The organism is Ruegeria sp. AB8 (genome assembly GCF_056542605.1).
Genome location: NZ_JBQGAB010000044.1, coordinates 1 through 13650 on the forward strand (window position 1 = coordinate 1; position 13650 = coordinate 13650).

13 protein-coding genes are annotated in these 13650 nt (G+C 51.7%); 7 read left to right on the plus strand and 6 right to left on the minus strand.

All coding sequences use genetic code 11. The annotated features are described in order from the left end of the window. Positions 1-295 precede the first annotated feature (295 nt). Complete coding sequence (locus ACR0CG_RS22720) at positions 296-1687, plus strand: DUF1214 domain-containing protein (RefSeq protein WP_170470000.1); 1392 nt, start codon at positions 296-298, stop codon at positions 1685-1687. 378 nt (positions 1688-2065) lie between these two features. Next, positions 2066-3217, plus strand: a complete 1152-nt coding sequence (locus tag ACR0CG_RS22725) for a mechanosensitive ion channel family protein (protein ID WP_170470003.1) — start codon at positions 2066-2068, stop codon at positions 3215-3217. A gap of 26 nt (positions 3218-3243) precedes the next feature. Here the strand turns inward: ACR0CG_RS22725 and ACR0CG_RS22730 are convergent, their stop codons facing one another. Both ACR0CG_RS22730 and cls read right to left on the minus strand, forming a co-directional pair. After that, a complete protein-coding gene (locus ACR0CG_RS22730; RefSeq protein WP_480527716.1) occupies positions 3244-3459 on the minus strand; it encodes a hypothetical protein in 216 nt (71 codons plus the stop codon). Positions 3460-3563: 104 nt separating this feature from the next. After that, complete coding sequence (cls, locus tag ACR0CG_RS22735; protein WP_170554407.1) at positions 3564-4976, minus strand: cardiolipin synthase; 1413 nt, start codon at positions 4974-4976, stop codon at positions 3564-3566. Between the two features lie 225 nt (positions 4977-5201). On the opposite strand from cls, the gene ACR0CG_RS22740 reads away from it, so the two are divergent. After that, a complete protein-coding gene (locus ACR0CG_RS22740; protein WP_480527718.1) occupies positions 5202-6416 on the plus strand; it encodes an AI-2E family transporter in 1215 nt (404 codons plus the stop codon). Positions 6417-6419: 3 nt separating this feature from the next. On the opposite strand, the gene ACR0CG_RS22745 is transcribed toward ACR0CG_RS22740, so the two are convergent. The 3 genes from ACR0CG_RS22745 to ACR0CG_RS22755 are packed head-to-tail and all read right to left on the minus strand — an operon-like array spanning position 6420 to position 8108. Further along, complete coding sequence (locus ACR0CG_RS22745; RefSeq protein WP_170558236.1) at positions 6420-6881, minus strand: hypothetical protein; 462 nt, start codon at positions 6879-6881, stop codon at positions 6420-6422. A gap of 9 nt (positions 6882-6890) precedes the next feature. Further along, the gene (locus tag ACR0CG_RS22750; protein WP_170470019.1) at positions 6891-7190 is read right to left on the minus strand and encodes a hypothetical protein; all 300 of its coding nucleotides are present in this window, start codon (positions 7188-7190) and stop codon (positions 6891-6893) included. Positions 7191-7247: 57 nt separating this feature from the next. Beyond that, a complete protein-coding gene (locus ACR0CG_RS22755; protein WP_170470022.1) occupies positions 7248-8108 on the minus strand; it encodes a hypothetical protein in 861 nt (286 codons plus the stop codon). Positions 8109-8508: 400 nt separating this feature from the next. On the opposite strand from ACR0CG_RS22755, the gene ACR0CG_RS22760 reads away from it, so the two are divergent. Genes ACR0CG_RS22760 through ACR0CG_RS22775 form a run of 4 tightly spaced genes read left to right on the plus strand, consistent with a single transcriptional unit; the run spans position 8509 to position 12081 of the window. Beyond that, positions 8509-9555, plus strand: coding sequence for a DUF1214 domain-containing protein (locus ACR0CG_RS22760; protein ID WP_170470025.1), 1047 nt, complete (start codon positions 8509-8511; stop codon positions 9553-9555). After that, on the plus strand, positions 9552-10628 hold the full coding sequence (locus tag ACR0CG_RS22765) for a DUF1254 domain-containing protein (protein WP_170470028.1): 1077 nt from the start codon (positions 9552-9554) through the stop codon (positions 10626-10628). Before ACR0CG_RS22760 ends, ACR0CG_RS22765 begins: the two co-directional genes overlap by 4 nt. Before the next feature lie 47 nt (positions 10629-10675). Next, positions 10676-10957 (plus strand): DUF3302 domain-containing protein, encoded by a 282-nt coding sequence (locus tag ACR0CG_RS22770; RefSeq protein ID WP_170470031.1) that lies wholly within the window; start codon positions 10676-10678, stop codon positions 10955-10957. Continuing rightward, on the plus strand, positions 10954-12081 hold the full coding sequence (locus ACR0CG_RS22775) for an HlyD family secretion protein (protein ID WP_170709476.1): 1128 nt from the start codon (positions 10954-10956) through the stop codon (positions 12079-12081). Before ACR0CG_RS22770 ends, ACR0CG_RS22775 begins: the two co-directional genes overlap by 4 nt. Before the next feature lie 391 nt (positions 12082-12472). Here the strand turns inward: ACR0CG_RS22775 and ACR0CG_RS22780 are convergent, their stop codons facing one another. Beyond that, on the minus strand, positions 12473-13537 hold the full coding sequence (locus ACR0CG_RS22780) for an adenylate/guanylate cyclase domain-containing protein (protein ID WP_480527723.1): 1065 nt from the start codon (positions 13535-13537) through the stop codon (positions 12473-12475). Positions 13538-13650 lie beyond the last annotated feature (113 nt).

The window sequence follows — 13650 nt, forward strand, 5'->3', positions numbered from 1 at the left end:
ACCGCGCAGACAGGCCGGACACATGACTGCTTCTGACAAATGCGCAAATCAGATCAAAAATGTCTTGCTAGGAAGGAGCCATCCACACAAGTCGTTCGCTAGAGCTGCGATGCGATCTGGAAATTTTCGGCAAAGCTGACGTTCGACATGGGAACTGTAAGCTCCACTACGCGAGACAAAGTAGAATTTTGAGGTCGACCGCGCATACCCATCGTTTTCAATTCCGGGTGATCCTCGACAAAATTGCATAATTGCAAAATAGTCACAGGAGTTACCCGAAACAGGAGCTCGTATCATGAAGCTAATTCGCACCCTTTCCACTTTCCTGGCGATAGCGATGACCATCGGACAGTTGTCTGCGCAAGAACGGGATTTTGAGCGGGAGCGGTTTGAACGTCGTGCATACGAGAGCGCTCTTTGGGCGCAGCCGCTCGTTTCTGGCAATCAAATGATTGTCGGAGCATTAGACTCAGGCCAAAAACTCAACCAAGTCGCCTATTTTTCTAAACCACCCAATTGGAAGTTCCAGTCACCGACGCCCAATAACTCTACGCCTTACGTAAACCTCATTTATGATGTCAAGGACGGTCCAGTGGTGGTGGAGCTTCCGGCTGCGACTGAGAGATATAGCATCTTTGGCACATTCCTCGATGTCTGGCAGCGACCGGTCGTTGATGTCGGTTCGGATGGCGATGACAAAGGCGAAGGCGGAAAGTACTTCATCTATGCCGCAAACACCGATGCCAAGGTGCCGGAAGGATATCTGCCTGTGCCCCTCAAAACCTATCGCGGTTACGGTACTTTACGCATCATCACGCCTGATCTCGAGCCTGCGACCCTCGAAGGTGCAGAAGCCTACATACGTGCCGGCATCCAACAATATCCCTACGGCAGCGATGAGCGTTTGCCGCATATGGACATCTACGATGTTTTGTATTCTGCGCAGTTTCCGTTCGACAGCAGCTTCTTCGACCGTTTGCAGGAAATAATAAATCACGAAGAGGTTCGCGAGATCGACAAATACCCGTTGGGTATGTTGAGCAGCCTCGGAATTGAACGGGGTGGGGCTTTTGATCCCACCGACGGAGAACGGGCAATTCTTGACGATGTGATGGCCCGTGTTCACGCGGAATTGCAGAATAAATTGAGTGTGATACCTCCTCTCAGGTGGGGCAACGAAACGCAATGGACGCAACCAGTTGCAAACTCAATGATCCAAACGATGATGACCTACGAAGACGAGAACAAGGTCTTTATCGATGATCGGGCCTTCACTTACTACACGTACATTGCGCCCCCAGTGAAGCTCGGCTCAGCGACGGCGTACTTGATGGTGACGCGTGACAAATTTGGTGAAGCATTGGAAGGCGACAAAAGCTATCGAATGACTGTTCCTGCCGATGTCCCGGTCGAGCAGTTCTGGTCTATTCTCGTGTACGATGTAGCGACGGCTTCTTATATCCGTGGAGCGGACCCAATCGGACTGGCCTCGACAGAAAGCCCGACGCCCAAAGTCAACGACGATGGCAGCGTGGACGTCTACTTTGGCCCGGAGGTTTTAAACGAGGGAGTTAACTACCTCCCGACCACGGGCGCTGCGAATTACTTCTTACTTTTTCGATTTTACGGCCCGACGGAGGCCTACCGAAACGACAGTTGGAAACTAAACGATCTGGAGCCAATGTAAGCGTGTGAGGCGCGCTGCTTCGAGTGTTAACCCTGAGTCGATTGTGTTGAAAATTTTGAATGCGAGCCGAGGCGGGAAAAACTCCTGCAAAAACAATATTTTGTGAGCTTTGTGTCCTGAGGGCTAAATCAAAAAGAAGGCGTTCCAGATTTTTGGCGCTAGTTCCGCGGCGGCGAGTTTTCCAAACCAATCTGCCGCAATAGAGTCTTGGTACTGAGCTCAGCGCTCGGTTCGAAGAAGAATTAGGAGGGCACCGCTCAACCGCTCGAAAATAGTGCCGGTGGATATAGTCAATTGCGCCGACAGACACCACTGCCTATGGTCAATCGGGTGCTTTTGCGCCACTCTTTCAGGCCCAAGGTGCACAGCGTAGATCGCATGGATTTAACCACAACATCGTTCGAGACCTTTGTGGCTTCAGCCACAGTTAGCCTCAATGAGTGGATGGCTACCGTGTACCCTGACCAATTGGTTGGGGCGGTGCTAGTCTGCGCTCTGCTTGTTGGTCTTCGTCGTAAGATCGCCGCACTTGGGTTAAAGCTGCTGAGGCAGATTTTGGATCGTTTTTCGGTATCACTTCCAGACGAAGTCAACGCCCAGCTAAGGTCTGCGTCTGAGATCCTTGTGTCCGCGTTTGCTCTGTTTGCTGCAACTCAATTGTTAGTGCCAGATGGAGTAGCAAAGCTCTTGTTAGAACGGATCATGGGCTCTGTCGCGATTATCGCGGTCTTTGGCGCATGGTATCGACTAAGTGGCCCGTTCGCGGCATTGCTGTGGACTGACAAATTGTCTTTGGTTCCGTCAGAAACGGGCTGGGTTCAGCGTGTAATGCAATTCGCCATTCTGCTGTTCGGTTTGACGTCGTTGTTGCGTGTTTGGCAAGTGGATATTTCGGGCGCGCTGACAGGAGTTGGGGTTTTAGGAGCAGGGTTAGCCATCGCCGCTCAGGACTTAGTGCGCAATCTCGTGGCTGGCATGACTAACATTAGTGAGAAGCGCTTCGAAACAGGAGATACCATCGCTGTTGGTGGCGACGTTTTTGGAACTGTTGAGGCGATTGACCTTAGGTCAACCAAAATTGTGGGATTTGATCAGATACCTAGACACATCCCCAACTCGGACTTAGCGAATGCCACAGTTCTCAATTACTCACGGCTGAAGCGGCGACGTGTGTATCTAAAAGTTCCCCTGGTGCTTTCGTCTACCCAACAACAGATAGAAGCCGTTCGCGACGGTATCAGAGATTACCATCTTAAATCAGGCGACTTTGATACTGGCGATGGTGCACCAAAATACATCTACGTGAATGAACTCGGGCCAAGCTCCGTTGATATCATTATTTACGCATGGACTAAGGGACCGACCTGGGAGGAGTTGCTTCAGGTCACAGAGCGGCTGACTTTAGCAATCCTCAGGATAACCCGCGATGCAGAAACTGAACTCGCTTATCCGACTCAAAGCCTACACCTTCAGGCAAATGGCGACGCTAAATCATTGAAGATCTCTGACATTACAGGCGCTTATGACTAGCTTACCTTTGTCAGAGGCACAGCAATCTACGTAGCCTTCTTCATTCGGTCATATGCTGCTTTCATCTTGAGGCCGAGTGAGCGGGCTGCTTCGCCCACTTCTTCAGCAGACTTGTCAAATTCTGATTTGCTCAAAAACTTGTCCCATTCGGCTTGGAGTTCTGTCCATTCATCCTCTGCTTCTTTTGAGGCAAGATGCAATTGCAGCTTCAGTTCGTCGCGGCGTTGCTGGAGTTCTTTCATGAGTGACGTTAAATCCATCGGCGCTTGTCCCAGTACGGTTTAGGTTCACCAAACGGTGCCAGAACAAGCGACAAAGTCAAGCGACTTGGGCCCTGTCTGATCGCTCACAACAACGGGCTCAACAAGCGTGCCAGCGGGGCACCATGGCGCTGTTTGAATCCGCGGTCGGCAAGCTTTTCTTTCAATCGGAACGATCTTGCGAAGTCTGCCTCAAACATGGCTGCAACCTCGGAAGCAGTGTGTTCGTCAAAGATTACTGCTGTCTCCTCAAAGTTGAGGCGACAAGAGCGATTGTCCAAGTTGGTGGTCCCTACTGATGATATCGTGTCATCCACCAGAACCACCTTCTGGTGCATAAAGCCATCGTTGTATCTCCATACCTCGACGCCAGCATCCATGACCTCATCAAAATAGGCGAGTGCGGCCAGCCACGGAATGGTGTGATCGATTACTTCAGGAGTTAGGAGTTTTACGTCTACTCCCCGCATGGCTGCAAGCTTGAGCGACGTCAGAATATCGTTCTCGGGGACAAAATACGGTGACGCGATCCAGAGACGTTCAGTTGCTGCATTGATCAAAGTGCAAAAATAGAAGCTCCCGGTATCAAAGGTATCACCCGGCCCGGTCGCGATGATAACGGCGTCTTTATCGGCTTCTGTTTTCTTCACATCCCAATCGAGTTCGCTGATCAGGTTTTCGCGTGTTGCCCAGTGCCAGTCTTCAGCGAAGATCAGTTGCAGTTGCAAAACAATGGGGCCGGTAAGCCGCGCGTGGGTGTCCCGCCATGGACCAAATTTTGGGTCTTCGCCCATGTACTCATCGCCCATGTTCAGACCGCCCGTGAACCCAATCTCTCCGTCGACCACTACCGTTTTTCGATGGTTCCGAAAGTTGATCTGGAAGCGGCTTTTCGGTCCGTCATAGGCATGGGCGTTTACGACCTGAACCCCCTCGTTGGACAGCGACTCGAGATAGGATTTAGGAAGTTTGGCGCAGCCTACAGCGTCATAAATCAGTCGCACAGAAACGCCATTTTGAACCCTATCCAAAAGAACATCTCGTAGGCGGCGCCCGATCTTGTCGTCGTTAATGATGTAAGACTGAACCAGAACATAGCTTTTGGCAGAAGCAAGGGCTTCGAAGATGGAGCTAAAAGTTGCTTCTCCATCAATGAGCAAATCCAGGTCGCTACCTGAACCTACAGGTATGTCACCAATTTTTTCTAATGCTCTGTAGATACTCTGGTTTTCAGTTCTGGTTGGAGGAAACTGCTGTCTGAATCCCTCCAAGCCTGTTATCACTTCATCGCTGTCGCGACGGCCTGTCAGATAGCCTTCATAGTTGAAAGACCCAAGGAACAAAAACGCTGGCACGGCAAGGTACGGCGCCGTGATCAGAAACACGACCCAAGCAACAGAACCTTGCGGCGTCCTTGCATGGCGGACGGCTAGAACGGCACAGTAAATCGCTGCGATTTCCAGCAGTACGATGACGACAACGATCAGTTCAGCAGACATGTGCGCGCACTCAGTTTAATATGATCCATCCTAAGGAGTTAACCGTCCTCTCATAAGAGCATAAGGCATCCGAATTTGGCACAATAATCTAGAGTGGCGAGACAATCTGCTCCCCAACTTGCTTGAAAAACACGGGTTTTTTGACCGTTGCCATGCAAAGCTCTGTATCGAGATTTGGTCGACGTGATAGGCTATCAGTGGAACATACATGCGCCTGGGGAATCTATGCCACAAGACAGCAACGGCTCACCTCGCTCTGAGCAAAAGTCCACCATTCCCGTATGGTTCATGACAACTGTCACTGTGCCCATCATCGTTGCTTTCCTATGGTTTGGGCGCGACTTTTTTGTTCCGATTGCCTTGGCAACACTACTTTTCATTCTAACGATGGCGCTTATTGAGCGCTTGGATGCCGCGACAATTGGGAGAACGCGTGTACAGCGCTCATTGGCCTATTTTTCCGCGACTGCCCTTGTGATCGGGCTGCTGATTGGTCTTGGTTACGGTGTTTCAACACAAGCAGCGGCGATGGGGGAGGCTGCGTTTAAATACAATGAACGATTAGTCGAGCTAAAATCACAACTGGAAGGTTTTGTCGGTACTGAAGTTGTTGCCTCAATAGAGCGCGCGGTCAAAGAGATCGACTTTGAGGGGTTCCTATCAGAGCTAGCCGCATCAGCTGCCGGAATGATTGGGAACATTGGTCTGATTGTACTTTATCTGACTTTTATGATTGCTGAACGCGGAGCATTCACTGAAAAACTGCCCAAGCTCTGCAAGAACGAAGCGCAAGCGCGTCAGGTCGGCGACATATTGAAGTCGATATCCATCGGCGTCAGGCAATACATGTGGATCAATGCTGTCACCAGCGCGATGAGCGCAACTCTGTCTTTCGTCGTTTTGAAGTTCTTTGGCGTCGACTTTGCTTTATCGCTTGCATTCACCGTATTCCTTTTGAATTTCATACCAAACATCGGTTTCTTTTTAGCCGTCGCAATGCAAGCCATCATGGCACTTTTGCAGTTCTACACACTTACCCCTGCTCTGATCATTGTTGTGATCTACGGTGGCGGAGATGCAATCATTGGCAACATAATACAGCCTCGAATGCAGGGTAAGTCACTCAATCTCAGCACGTTCGTCGTCATGGTTGCGCTGGCATTCTGGGGTATGATGTGGGGCGGTATCGGCGCGTTCATTGCTGTGCCGTTGACCGTCGTGATCATGATCGTTTGCTCGCAGATCCCAGGGTTGCAGCCTTTTGCACGGCTGCTTTCAAGCGATGGTGTTCTTCCCGGAGAGCACTCTCACCCTGTGAGCGAACAGCAGGGATCCACATCACGCAGCAAGCCTAAATCGGAGATAGAAGCTGAGCTTGCTGCCATGAAGCAAGAACTAATGGAGCAGAAATCATCCAGAAATCCAGATCAAGAGTCGTGAATTCTAACTTTTTTCCTTGTTTTTCAGCGCGGCAGTAATCAACGGGACGAGAAGTGTGGATAGTGACCCTAGCGGGTTCGAGCCCAACGATTTGACTGAGTTAACAACATCCCTAGCTTCGGTTGCCATACCTTCCAACTCATCCTCAATATCGGCGATGGCCATGTCCCGCACCTCGACGGCTGGTGCAATTTCCTCTTCTACGCTTATGCGTCCAGCAATCACCGACAAGAGCGCAGCGAGCAGGAGGTTGCCAGCTGTAAGGATGCCAGCTGAACCAGCAGGCGAAATCCAAGTTGTCAAAACAAGGTATAGCGTCAGGTTCAGCAGAACCAAACCAGCCAAGGCAGCCAGACCAGCGAGAGCCATCAGTACCGTTTGCTGTTGGACAACCGCCAGCCTTCGGCGCGTGATCAGTCGTTCTGTCCGAAAAATGATTGTGAGATTTCTGCCAATACGGTTCATCGAACTGTCCTATTTGAATGCGCGGCCGACGATACATCCGACGGCAAAGACTCCCAGAAGCGTGACCAACGGGTGCTCTTTGTGAAGTGTAATCATTTCATCAACGAGCTGGTTGCCCATGGCTTCTACATCCGCCGCATCGACCCCATGCTTTTTTAGCGCGTCAGAAAGCTCCGTCGGTAAATGAAAGTTATCAGATAGCTCCGGGGTCTTGTCACTCTCAGCGCTTATCTCTTTTTGAGTTTTTAATGCCTCATTCTGCTGCCGGAGTTGTGCGACTTCGGCTTCCAGTTCGGCTTTAGTGGCCATACAGACCTCCTTCCAAAGAAGGGCGAGTAACTCCAGTCACTCGCCCCAAAGTTCTGGTCAGGCTTCGATCTTGTCAGCCATTCTCCGCACAGAAGCGGCGAGCTTGTTTTTGCGCTCCTGCCACTCTTCTTTGATTTCTGATTTTCGCTTTTCGAACTTGGCTTTTGTTGCATCCGCGGCTTTATCAATTTGCTCATCGATAGCTTGCAGCCTCGCCTCGAACTCGCGGTCGATCTCGTCCAGACGAGTGTCAATCTTCTCTTCGGTCTCATCCATCTTGGTCTTGATGCTATCCATTCGGGCCTTTATGGCGGCCCTGGCTTCATCACTGGCAGCCTGCAGCTCTTCATCCATAGCTTCCCATTCGCGGTTTAGGGCATCCATTTCTGTCGCCATTTCGTCGTCCACCGCGTCTGCACGAAGTTTCCGGAAAACGGTCCCGCCAAGATCCTTCATCTTGCTGTCCAGTGGGGTGATCCAGACCTCATCAACCGACGCGACGACGCAGGATTTTCCAGGCAGGAGCTCGGTGCTGATGTTGTCAAGCATTATGCTATCGATCCCAGCAACCCAAAGATCGCGATATGCCCCAAAGAGCCCGCCTGTCATACCGCCTACAGCCATTCCACCGGCTGCGGCCGAGGCCGCTGCCGCGGTTCCAGCGGCCGCAGCACCGGCCGCCACTGCCGCCGGACCCGCCAAAATGCCGATCATGGCACCAATCGTAATCCCAAAAGCCGTGCCAATTGGTCCCTCATCAATACTGGACTTTAGTTTGACAGCGCCGTCGGCGTCCTTTGAGATAACCGCCGCTGCATAGACAGTGAGCTCTGCGTTACGATGCAAATCACGCATCGCGTCAGCTCCCTTGTAGGCACTTTCTTCACTATCGAAAACGATGGCCACGTATTTATCCATTGGAAATCTCCTTGCGTTTGTAGAGGCTGGATCGACTGGTTGGTGCAATCATGTTCGTTGAAATTGCATATTCATAGCTATTTACTTCTGCTCCTTGGGTAGGCCGTTGCCCTTATCATGTACGGACCATTGCGGTTCGCCGCAAATTCCACAGTGATCGCTCTGGAGTGATTAGTCAAAGATCGAGGTAAGTGACCGACAAAAAAATCGAAACTTGGAAAGGCAAAGACCCGTTTATGGCAGCTTTTTTGGCCACTTGGAGCTCATCCGCATGCCGCCCGTGGGTTAAATCCTGCGCCATTTCAACGCGTCGTTCAAATGATCTTGCTTCGTCCCGCTAACCGTCTAGTCTTGGAAAGGTGTGAATTCAGTGAACCATTTCTAACAAACTTGGTGCGACATGCTTCTGCGAAAACTTTACTCCCTAATTTTGTTTCTGCCGGTCTTCACTGCACCTGCATCCGCTCAGGACACCATCGAAAACTATATTCGCGAGTATCCCAACCAAGAACAGGTGCGCATGATGCAGCGTTGGCTTGAAACCAACGAGCCGGGCAGCTTTCAGTTCACGGGACTCGTCGATCCAACCGATGACACTGTGATCACGCCACAAGCGACGGTGAACTACGGCTATAACTGGTTCAGCCTGTCCGAAGGCCCGGCGATCATCCGCACGCCGCAATATGACCGTTACTTCTCGGTGTCGATTTTCGACATGAAGCACAACGTACCGGGCGTCCTCGTGAACCCGGATTTGCCGATCCTGCTATACCGGCCAGGGCAAACCTTGCCCGAAGGCGATTTTCACAAACTGGCCCTTGAAACCGACCAAGGGCTTGCCTTCACCCGAATGGTCGTGGTCGACAATCTTGACGAGGTCATGGCGCTGAGCGGTGAGATTGTGATGGAAGGCGGCCAGGGCGACATGGACCGCGACGTGCAGCGATTTTCGCCCGAGACCGAGGCGGCAGCACTAAAGCTGATCGAAACTGCGGTGCCACTGGTGGATACCGACCAGGTCTTCGGGTATGTTTCCGGCGACGTGGGCGAAATCCACGCTGCTGTTGGCGTATTTCAGGGCCAGCTCGGCACGCCGTCGGACATCGTGAGGTACGGCCTACTGGTGTTTGACGAGAACAGACAGCCTTTTAATGGTGATGACACATACGTTCTGACCGTGCCTGCAAACATCGTTGAAGAAAGCGGCTATTTTTCCGTTACGGTCTATGCTTCCGCCAACAAGCTGCTAATACCAAACGATCAGGGCATCTACGATCAAACCACTTATACAGCGGAACCAAACGACGACGGAACTTATACCGTGACGCTCAGTCCGTCCGGCGAGGGTCAGAACGGCATTCCAACCGGGACACCATTCTATGTTATTCTTCGTGCTTATGTTCCGGTTCCCGGCGCTGACTTGACAGTCGAGGTTGAAACAAAATGAAAAACGCATCCAGGAAGTTCCACAAGATTACAGCTGTCCTGTTGTGCAGCACTCTGATCGCACCGGCGTCGTTGGCGGATATCCCGGACATAGACAGTTCCGGCTGGTCAACAGATCCGAAAGATTACGGGATGAGCGCCGCCGAGTATATCAACGCCGACAGCCGGGCGTTCTTTGCTAACTTCATGGGCCGCTCTGGCGTCAACCAGTTCTTTCACTTCACGAACTTGTCTACTGCCGACGACCGCTGGGTCGTTTCGCCCAATAACGACACGATCTATTCGATTGCTATCGTCAATGCGAGACAGGGGTTCACGTTGGATGTGCCGGATGTGGGCGACCGGTTTCTATCGATCCAGATCATTACGGAAGACCACATGACGCCGTTCTACCTGTATGGGGACGGTCAATACACGTTCTCGTCCGAGGATTTCGAGACCGATTTCGTCGCTGTTGGTATTCGAACCGGAACAGATGCCACTGCTGACGATGTGCGTGTCGTTACCCAAGAATTGCAGCCACAGTATGCGATTTCAGGCGCCGCGCCAGAGGATGATCTGCCAATCTTTGACGCGGAGGCACTTGAAAGGGTGCGCGCCGCCCTGCTGGCTGAGTATTCCAAGCTGCCTTCATCGTTCGGTGCGATGCAGAAACGGGTCGCCGATGTCGATGACTGGGAGTATTTCACCTATGTCACGGCAGGCGCCTGGGGTTTGTCGGCAGACGAAAACGCAATGTACGCTATCGGTGGTCCTGAAAACGCGGTGGGAGGCTCTTGCTATACGGCAACATTCCCAGAAGTGCCGGTCGATGCATTCTTTTCCATCACAGTGTATGGCCCGCAGAAGTACCTGATGTCGGACACGGATAACATCGTCAGCTCCAACCAGGGCGTTATAAGCAACGACGACGGGTCATTTGACGTGGCATTCGGTGGCGAGGACTGTCGCGGACTTGCTCCTAACTTTGCCTTTACGCCTGAAGATGGTTGGAATCTGCTGCTTCGGGCATATCGCCCGAATGTCGAAGAATTTCGAGCCTACCGTGTTCCGGATATTGCTCCGGCCGAATAGGCCACATGAATCCTGAGAGCCATCGCTAAAATAGAAAGGCAATTCGAGTGAGTGGATTGGACATTTTTGCCTGGATCGTACTTGTTATACTGATCCTCACAGTCATTGTAGGATTTGTGACTTTGGCAATGCTGCCTGGAAAAATTGCAAAGCAACGGGAACATCCCCAAGCAGATGCGATCAATGTAGCTGGCTGGTTGGGCGCGATTACCTTTGGCGTATTTTGGCCGCTTGCATTGATTTGGGCGTTCACAAAGTCGCCGCTGCAAGCAATGGCGAATTCAGCAACCGATCCTGAAACCGGTGCTCGGTCGGAAGGCGCGTCATGATTGTCTTTCTTACCCTCATTTATGTTGCCGTCCTCTTCGTTCTTGTAAAACTCAAGGTTCTTCCAAACTCCAAGGCGACATGGCTTTCGACCATCGGCTGGATGGTTATCCTACTCATATTTCTATTTATTCCAATGCAATGGGGAGCGCCCTCCGGACCCGTTAAGGTTTTGACGAGAGCTGTTCCAATTGTGCCAAACGTCGCTGGCCAAGTTGTAGAAGTCGTAGCAGAACCGAATGTTCCGATGCAAAAAGGCGACGTTTTGTTCCGCATCGATCCGGAACCCTTCGAAATTGCGGCTGCACGAGCGCAAGCAACAGTTTCACGTGTCGAGGCACAAATTCGGCAGGACCGTGAGAGCCTTGCCTCCGCCCAAGCGCAACTACGTCAGGCAATCGCGCAACGAGACCTTGCTCAATCACGCTTTGAGGATGATAGCAGGCTTGTCGAAAGCGGAGCAATTTCCGAAAACCGTCTCGAAACACGCCAAACAAATCTAGACGCGGCACAAGGCGCGGTCGATCAAGCGCAGGCGGCTGTTTCTCGTGCACAGGTAGAACTCGATGCCCTCACACCGGATGGCGTTGTCGCTAAGCTTGCAGAAGCGCAAGCGGCGCTTGATCAAGCGCAGTGGAATCTTCAAGAGACAACTGTCCGTGCTCCGTCCGAAGGTTTTGTGAACAACCTTGCGATCACGGAAGGTCAAAGAGTGGTATCTTTCCCGTTTTCGCCCGCGGGAGTGTTCGTTGACACCGCGGAAAAAGCCTTGGTTGTTCAGGTGCATCAGATCTATCTGCGTCATCTTCGACCAGGCCAGCCTGCCGAAATTGCCTTCAAAATCAGACCGGGAGAGCTGGTAACCGGCACGGTGGATACGATCTTTGACATTTCTTCACAGGGACAAGCTGAAGTTAGCGGAACGGTCTTTCAGGCTGGGGAGATCGTAAGCGAGCCCTTCATCGTTACCATTATTCCGGACAACCCTGACATACTGGAAACGATCCCTCCGGGCGCAGCCGGTTTAGCGGCGATGTACACTGATTCAGCAGCGGCGACGCACGTAATCCGCAAAGTGATTGTCAGGATGAACTCAATCCTGAATTACATCAGACCAGGACTGTAGCAAAAGCGATTGAGGGTCGACCGCGAGCCCTAACGCGGAAGCGGACGTCGGTACAAACCGCAGCGTCTGTTGCTTCGAGACAAAAGCCGCAGTTCGCTGCGGTCTGCATGAACAATTGCTGCAAGGAAGCTGCAATGCAGGACTCAGCCGTGTCCAGTTTGGGCCGGCTTACAACCTCTATCGCTTTCCACCCGCTTGGCTGCTTCGTCCGCGGTGCAGACCTTCAAGGTGAATGAAACCGAGCAAGTGCGGTGACTATCACCAAAGCGTGCTACAGCCGCAGCATTCAAATGGCCCATTCAAGGTCGGCTCTGGGCCGGTTGCCCTACTTATGATCGTGTTTTGATTTCTCATTTGTAATACTGGCAACTCACATCACCGCCAGAGCAATCTAAAGCGAAGTGAAGGGCTGGAAGGAGAATACCTCGATTTCGTCGTCGAAACCACGCAAGCTGTGCGGTCCGAGAGATTCGGAACTTTCGGAGACAAGTCTCACAAATTCACTGGTAGCAAGTAATGGAGCTCTTAGGGACCGCGTCAGGTCTTCCAATCTGCTAACCTTTGCGACCGAGGAGCCGGTCACCGTGAAGTCCAGCCTTCTTTCAGTGCCAACATTGCCGTAAACGGCAGCCCCCATGTGCAGACCAATACCGAAGTCCATTCGGTCCTCAGTCGAGATTTCCTCCCGCCTTTGGAACGCCTCTCTTGCGGCCGACAATGCTGCTTCACACATGTCCTCTGGCAACCTTCTACGTCCGTCAAACGGGAATATGGCAAGCAAGCCGTCGCCGACAAATTTTAGTACTTCTCCCCCGTGGTCGTGAACCGCTCCAGCAACACAGTCAAAGTAACGGTTAACTGCCGCGACGTATTTTTTTGGGGACAGACGTTGACTTAGGGCCGTCGAGCCATGCATGTCACTGTATAGAAGCGCACAGTCGATCTCTCGAACATCGCCACGCGATATTTGTCCACTTAAGACAGAGCGACCTGAAATCCTGCCCAAATATGCTTCCATCAATTCAGCCGCCAAAAACTGCTCAGAAAAAACACGAGCCGTCCCAAACAAAGGTGTTGAAAGACGCCTAAGACCATTGATCTCCCGGTCGGAAAAACCCGACCGTTTCTTTGTGGCGAAGGATACCGAGACACCTAGCAGCCACTCTGACCCGCTGTCGAAACTTATTGTGCGTGTTCCGAACGGAGCAGAAAAAACGAAGTAGTCAGTGATGCCAGATGCCGCAAGCTTTTGGTAAATTGGGTAGTTTTCCCGGACAGACGGATCAGTGAGATCAGCGCGAATTGACGGCATCATTTCAAATTCGCCATCCATGCTGTCGACCAAGTCCCAAATCTCGGTATGCATGAACTTTTTAGCGAGTTTTTCTGTTACTTTTGTGTTTTCACCAAATGGAGCTTTGTCAAAAAGATCATCCGTAACCGAACTCCGCGGCATAACAGTCCAATCTATTCGATCGCTTGTCTGACGTCAGCACCAATGGGACAGTTTAAGTAGATTTGATAAGAGAGGGTTTCTGGCTCATCGTAACCGCCAAGGAGTGGAGATGA

Coding starts and splice junctions, on each gene's coding strand:
- ACR0CG_RS22720 (WP_170470000.1), top strand. CDS start 296: ATGAAGCTAATTCGCACCCTTTCCACTTTCCTGGCGATAGCGATGACC.
- ACR0CG_RS22725 (WP_170470003.1), top strand. CDS start 2,066: ATGGATTTAACCACAACATCGTTCGAGACCTTTGTGGCTTCAGCCACA.
- ACR0CG_RS22730 (WP_480527716.1), bottom strand. CDS start 3,459: ATGAAAGAACTCCAGCAACGCCGCGACGAACTGAAGCTGCAATTGCAT.
- cls (WP_170554407.1), bottom strand. CDS start 4,976: ATGTCTGCTGAACTGATCGTTGTCGTCATCGTACTGCTGGAAATCGCA.
- ACR0CG_RS22740 (WP_480527718.1), top strand. CDS start 5,202: ATGCCACAAGACAGCAACGGCTCACCTCGCTCTGAGCAAAAGTCCACC.
- ACR0CG_RS22745 (WP_170558236.1), bottom strand. CDS start 6,881: ATGAACCGTATTGGCAGAAATCTCACAATCATTTTTCGGACAGAACGA.
- ACR0CG_RS22750 (WP_170470019.1), bottom strand. CDS start 7,190: ATGGCCACTAAAGCCGAACTGGAAGCCGAAGTCGCACAACTCCGGCAG.
- ACR0CG_RS22755 (WP_170470022.1), bottom strand. CDS start 8,108: ATGGATAAATACGTGGCCATCGTTTTCGATAGTGAAGAAAGTGCCTAC.
- ACR0CG_RS22760 (WP_170470025.1), top strand. CDS start 8,509: ATGCTTCTGCGAAAACTTTACTCCCTAATTTTGTTTCTGCCGGTCTTC.
- ACR0CG_RS22765 (WP_170470028.1), top strand. CDS start 9,552: ATGAAAAACGCATCCAGGAAGTTCCACAAGATTACAGCTGTCCTGTTG.
- ACR0CG_RS22775 (WP_170709476.1), top strand. CDS start 10,954: ATGATTGTCTTTCTTACCCTCATTTATGTTGCCGTCCTCTTCGTTCTT.
- ACR0CG_RS22780 (WP_480527723.1), bottom strand. CDS start 13,537: ATGCCGCGGAGTTCGGTTACGGATGATCTTTTTGACAAAGCTCCATTT.